We start from the raw sequence: 5,048 nt of genomic DNA, 5'->3' as shown, positions 1-5,048 counted from the left end.
GCCAGTCGTGGACGTCGGGCCGGGAACGTTCAACGTAATGCCGCGCCCAGGCCAGGGACCATTGGTCCGCGGCATCGAGCTCGCCGAAGGACAGCCAGTCGCGCAGGGCGATTTCGGGGCTGTCGTGGATCTTCGCGCGCGCCTGCAGCGGCGTGCCCACCAGGGCCATGCCGCCGAAGGCCCAGCGCGCCAGGCCACCAAAACGTTCGGGGGAATCGCGGTCGACCACCGCCACCGACATGCCGGCACGCAGGGCTTCGAGCGCGGTGACGATGCCGGCCAGGCCACCGCCGGCAACGAGCACGTCCACGGCGGGAATGGGACTCATGGCGGCATTGGAGCGGGTGATGGGAATCGAACCCACGTTAGCAGCTTGGGAAGCTGCAGTTCTACCATTGAACTACACCCGCGGTCGGCCGCGATTATGCAGGTGGCCCGGGGCACCCGCAATGCGCGTCGGGCGATAGAATCGCGGCATGCGCATTCAACTAAACGGCCAGTCCACCGAAGTCACCGGCACGCCCACGGTCGCCGGCCTGCTGGAACAAACCGGCCTGGCCGGACGCAAGGTCGCCGTCGAGGTCAACCAGGAAGTCGTGCCGCGCAGCCGGCACGAGCAGCACGCACTGGCCGAAGGCGACCGGGTCGAGATCATCCACGCCATCGGCGGCGGGTGAGATTTCCCTGAACATCTTCTTAAAAAAGGGTTAACCCGACCGGCAAAAGCGGCCATAATCAGGGGCATGAACCGCGCCCCCGACTCCCGGCCCGCCGATCCGCTGGTGATCGCCGGCAAGACCTACCATTCGCGCCTGCTCACCGGCACCGGCAAGTTCGCCGACCTGGAACAGACCCGCCTGGCGACCGAGGCCGCCGGGGCGCAGATCGTCACGGTCGCCATCCGCCGCAGCAACATCGGCCAGAACCCGGGCGAGCCCAACCTGCTCGATGTCTTGCCGCCGGACCGCTACACCCTGCTGCCCAACACCGCCGGCTGCTACACCGCCGACGACGCCGTGCGCACCTGCCGGCTGGCGCGCGAGCTGCTCGACGGCCACAAGCTGGTGAAGCTCGAGGTCCTGGGCGACCCGAAAACCCTTTATCCCGACGTCGTGCAAACCCTGGCGGCCGCCGAGATCCTGGTGGCCGACGGCTTCGACGTCATGGTCTACACCTCCGACGACCCGATCCTGGCCAAGCGCCTGGAAGAGATCGGCTGCGTGGCGGTGATGCCGCTGGCCGCGCCGATCGGCTCGGGCCTGGGCGTGCAGAACCGCTGGTCGATCCTGGAAATCGTCGAAAACGCCAAGGTGCCCGTGCTGGTGGACGCCGGCGTCGGCACCGCGTCCGACGCCGCCATCGCCATGGAACTAGGCTGCGACGGCGTGCTGATGAACACCGCGATTGCCGGTGCGCGCGACCCGGTGCTGATGGCCAGCGCCATGCGCAAGGCGGTCGAGGCGGGACGCGAGGCCTTCCTGGCCGGCCGCATCCCGAAAAAGCGCAACGCCAGCGCCTCCTCGCCCCTGGACGGGCACTTCCTCTGAGGTGGGCCTGGGCATGACCGGAACCAGCGACGAAAGCCCCCCGGATCAGCCCGAGCGGCACCGCCCGATCCGCAGCTTCGTGCTGCGCCAGGGCCGCCAGACCGAGGCCCAGAAGCGCGCCTTCGAATTGCACTGGCCGAAACTTGGCCTCGACTACGCCGGCCAGCCGCGGGATTTCGACGCCGTGTTCGGCCGCCAGGCGCCGCGCGTGGTCGAGATTGGTTTTGGCAACGGCGAACAGCTGCTGTTTTCCTGCGAACGCGAAAGCGCGAGCGACTTCATCGGCATCGAAGTCCACGGGCCCGGCGTCGGCCGGCTGCTCAATGCCGCCGCGGCCGCCGGACTGCACAACCTGCGTATCTACCAGCATGACGCCGTCGAAGTCCTGCGCGACGAAGTGGCGCCGGGTTCACTCGACGAGGTGCGCATCTACTTTCCCGATCCCTGGCACAAGAAGCGCCACAACAAGCGGCGGCTGGTGCAGCCGGCTTTCGTGGACCTGATCTGCCAGCGCCTCAAGCCCGGCGGCCTGCTGCACCTGGCCACCGACTGGGAAAACTACGCCGAACACATGTGGGACGTGCTCGACGCCGAACCGCGGCTGCGCAACCGCGCCGGGCCCCACGGCACCTCGCCCCGCCCCGACTGGCGGCGGCAAACGCACTTCGAGACCCGCGGCCTGAAGTTGGGCCATGGCGTCTGGGACCTGCTGTACGACCGTACCTGAGGACGCCGCCCACGCATGGACACCAGCCTGACCCTGACCCGCGACATGATGCTCGTGCTGGGGCTGGTCGGCTTCACCATCGTGATGTTCATGATCGAGCGCATCCGCGCCGACGCCACCGCGCTGGTCGTGCTGGTGCTGCTGGGGCTTACCGGCCTGGTGCCGGCCAACCAGCTCTTCGACGGTTTTTCGGGCAACGCCGTCATTGCCGTGATGGCGACCATGATCCTGGGGGCCGGGCTGGACCGTACCGGCGCCCTGAACCGGGTCGCCGTGTGGCTGCTGCGCGTTTCCAAGGGCACCGAAGAACGCTTGATCCTCTACACCTCGGCGATGGCCGGGCTGATGTCGGGTTTCATGCAGAACCCCTCGGTGATGGCGCTGTTCCTGCCCGTCGCCTCCCGGCTGTCCGGCCGTTCCGGCGTCAGCATTTCCCGGCTGCTGCTGCCGGTGGCGGCGGCGATCGTGATGGGCGGCGGCCTGACGATGATCGGCAATTCGCCGCTCATCATGCTCAACGACCTGCTGGTCGCCGCCAACCGCAACCTGCCCTCCGGCGTGGCCACGCTGGAACCGCTGGAGATGTTCGCACCACTGCCGATCGGCCTGGTGCTGCTGCTGGCCGGGTTGGGCTACTGGCGCTGGCTGGGCCAGCGCTGGTTCGCCAAGACCGAAGACAAGGGCGTGGCGCCCAGCCGCACGCAGAGTTATTTCGCCCGCGCCTACGGCATCGAAGGCGAGGTTTTCGAACTGACCGTGACCGCTGAAAGCCCGCTGGTGGGCATGAGCGTGGGCGAGGCCGAAGCCCAGCGCGACGCGCCGCTGCTGCTGGCCCTGCTCAGCGGCAACGAAGCCCGGCTGGCGCCACCGGCCGACCAGATGATCTGGGTCGGCAGCGTGCTGGGCGTGATGGGCCCGCGCGAGGCCATCCAGGACTACGCGCAGAAGAACCTGCTGCGCATGTCGGCGCGGCTGCGGCATTTCGCCGACCTGTTCAATCCCAGCCGGTCGGGCATTTCCGAAGCGGTGATCCCGCCGACCTCGAGTTTCCTGGGCAAGTCCCAGTCGCAGCTGCAGCTGCGCAAGCGCTTCGGCATCAGCCTGCTGGCGATCAACCGCGACGGCCAGGTCTGGCGCGAGGACATCCGCAAGATGAGCCTCAAGGCCGGCGACATGCTGGTTTTCCACAGCATCTGGACCGACCTGGCCCAGGCCAGCGAAAGCCGCGACTTCGTCGTCGTCACCGACTACCCCAAGGGTGAACAGCGGCCGCAGAAGCTGTGGTGGGCGCTGACGGTTTTCGTAAGCGCGATGGCGCTGGCCCTTTCGACCCTGGTGCCGGTGCCGATTGCCCTGATGGCCGGTGCCGCCGCGATGATGCTCGGCGGCGTGCTGAACATGGACGAGGCCTACGCCGCGGTGAACTGGAAAACCGTGTTCCTGATGGCCTGCCTGATTCCCCTGGGCTGGGCGATGGATTCCACCGGCGCCGCGGCCTGGATTGCCCAGCAGGTCCTTGAACGAATCGGTTCGGACGTGCCGATCTGGGTGCTTGAGGCCGCGTTCGGCCTGCTCGCCACCGCCTTCGCGCTGGTCATCGGCAATGTCGGCGCCACCGTGGTGGTGGTGCCCATGGCCATCAACGTGGCCCTGGCCGCGGGTGGCAATCCGCTGGCCTTCGCCGTAGTGGTGGCTTTGTCGGCCTCCAACAATTTCCTGAGCGTGTCCAACCCCGTGCTGGCCATGGTGTCCGGTCCGGCGGGTTATCGCGCCAAGGACCTGTGGCGCACCGGCGCACCGCTCACCCTGGTTTACCTGGCGATCGTGCTGCTCATGGTGAACCTGATGTTCTAGCCGGCGCCGGCCACGGCCACGCGCACCGGCACCAGCGACGCGCCCTTGCACGGGCCCGCCACGCATTCACCGTGTTCAAGTTCGAAGCTGGCGCCGTGCGCGGCGCAGACCAGCCGCCCCTTGTCGACCAGGAACCTGCCCGGCGCCCAGTCCAGCCGGCGACCGGCGTGCGGGCAGACGTTCAGCCAGGCCTTAAGGACCCCGCCTTCGCGCAGCAGCACCAGCGACAGCCGCTCCCCGTCCACCTCGGCCTCGGTTTCGGACAGGCCCTGGGGCGGCCAGTCGGCCAGTTCGATTAACGAACCACTTACACTTTCCACGCGGCGCCTCGCCATACTTCCCGTCCCCGAGTTTGCCACGGCGACGCATGACCTTCTTCTTCCATCGCATGTTCAGCTACTGCCCCTCGAAGCCGCGCAACCCGCTGCTCAAGGTGCTGGTCGGCCTGCTTGGCCTGGCGCTGCTGCTGGTGCTGGTGGGCTTTGGCCTGGTGATCGGCCTGGGCATGCTGCTGTTCGCGGGTGCCCGCCGCCTGTTCGGCACCAGCCGCCGTCCGGCCGCGCCGGCTGCCGACGTGATCGAAGGCGAATTCACCCGCGTGCGCGATCCGCATTCCCCGCTTCACCTGCGCTGATCCGGCAACGCGTGGCCCTGCCCGAAACCGTCATTCCCCTGCCCGCCCCGACCCTGCTGCCCGTGCGCGGCGGCGGCGCGTTTCCCGTGCGCCGCATTTACTGCGTCGGCCGCAACTTCGCCGACCACGCCGCGGAAATGGGCGCCAGCGTCGATCGCGGCAATCCGGTGTTTTTCCACAAGCCCGCCGACGCCATCGTCGCCGGCGGCGGTGACGTGCCCTACCCGTCCGGCACCTCCGACCTGCACCACGCAGTCGAACTGGTGGTTGCGCTCGGTCGCGATGC

8 protein-coding genes and 1 tRNA gene are annotated in these 5,048 nt (G+C 68.2%); 6 read left to right on the top strand and 3 right to left on the bottom strand.

All coding sequences use genetic code 11. The annotated features are described in order from the left end of the window. Both AACZ35_RS12280 and AACZ35_RS12275 read right to left on the bottom strand, forming a co-directional pair. A partial coding sequence (locus AACZ35_RS12280) for an FAD-dependent oxidoreductase (RefSeq protein ID WP_339829726.1) occupies nt 1–328 on the bottom strand: 328 nt, incomplete at its 3' end. 8 nt (nt 329–336) lie between these two features. After that, a tRNA-Gly gene (locus tag AACZ35_RS12275) sits at nt 337–410 on the bottom strand. Between the two features lie 66 nt (nt 411–476). On the opposite strand from AACZ35_RS12275, the gene thiS reads away from it, so the two are divergent. From thiS to AACZ35_RS12255, 4 genes are all read left to right on the top strand, one after another. Then, complete coding sequence (thiS, locus tag AACZ35_RS12270) at nt 477–677, top strand: sulfur carrier protein ThiS (protein WP_339829724.1); 201 nt, start codon at nt 477–479, stop codon at nt 675–677. Nucleotides 678–743: 66 nt separating this feature from the next. Further along, complete coding sequence (locus AACZ35_RS12265) at nt 744–1,547, top strand: thiazole synthase (protein ID WP_339829722.1); 804 nt, start codon at nt 744–746, stop codon at nt 1,545–1,547. A 13-nt stretch (nt 1,548–1,560) separates the two neighbouring features. Continuing rightward, entirely contained in the window at nt 1,561–2,274 is a 714-nt protein-coding gene (gene trmB, locus AACZ35_RS12260; protein ID WP_339829720.1) for a tRNA (guanosine(46)-N7)-methyltransferase TrmB, read from the top strand. A gap of 15 nt (nt 2,275–2,289) precedes the next feature. After that, a complete protein-coding gene (locus tag AACZ35_RS12255; RefSeq protein ID WP_339829718.1) occupies nt 2,290–4,128 on the top strand; it encodes an SLC13 family permease in 1,839 nt (612 codons plus the stop codon). Here the strand turns inward: AACZ35_RS12255 and AACZ35_RS12250 are convergent. Then, nucleotides 4,125–4,463: a Rieske (2Fe-2S) protein gene (locus AACZ35_RS12250; RefSeq protein ID WP_339829716.1), complete on the bottom strand. Its 339-nt coding sequence runs from the start codon at nt 4,461–4,463 to the stop codon at nt 4,125–4,127. The genes AACZ35_RS12255 and AACZ35_RS12250 overlap by 4 nt on opposite strands. 32 nt (nt 4,464–4,495) lie before the next feature. Between AACZ35_RS12250 and AACZ35_RS12245 the strand changes: the two genes are divergently transcribed. Together AACZ35_RS12245 and AACZ35_RS12240 are read left to right on the top strand one after the other, a co-directional pair. Further along, entirely contained in the window at nt 4,496–4,762 is a 267-nt protein-coding gene (locus AACZ35_RS12245) for a hypothetical protein (RefSeq protein WP_339829714.1), read from the top strand. 17 nt (nt 4,763–4,779) lie between these two features. Beyond that, nucleotides 4,780–5,048 (top strand): fumarylacetoacetate hydrolase family protein (locus AACZ35_RS12240; RefSeq protein WP_339829728.1); only part of this gene is annotated, 269 nt, incomplete at its 3' end.

Source organism: uncultured Arenimonas sp. (assembly GCF_963976025.1).
Lineage (GTDB): Bacteria > Pseudomonadota > Gammaproteobacteria > Xanthomonadales > Xanthomonadaceae > Arenimonas.
The sequence above is the reverse complement of the archived record's forward strand: the minus strand, read 5'-3'. Positions and strand labels throughout refer to the sequence as shown.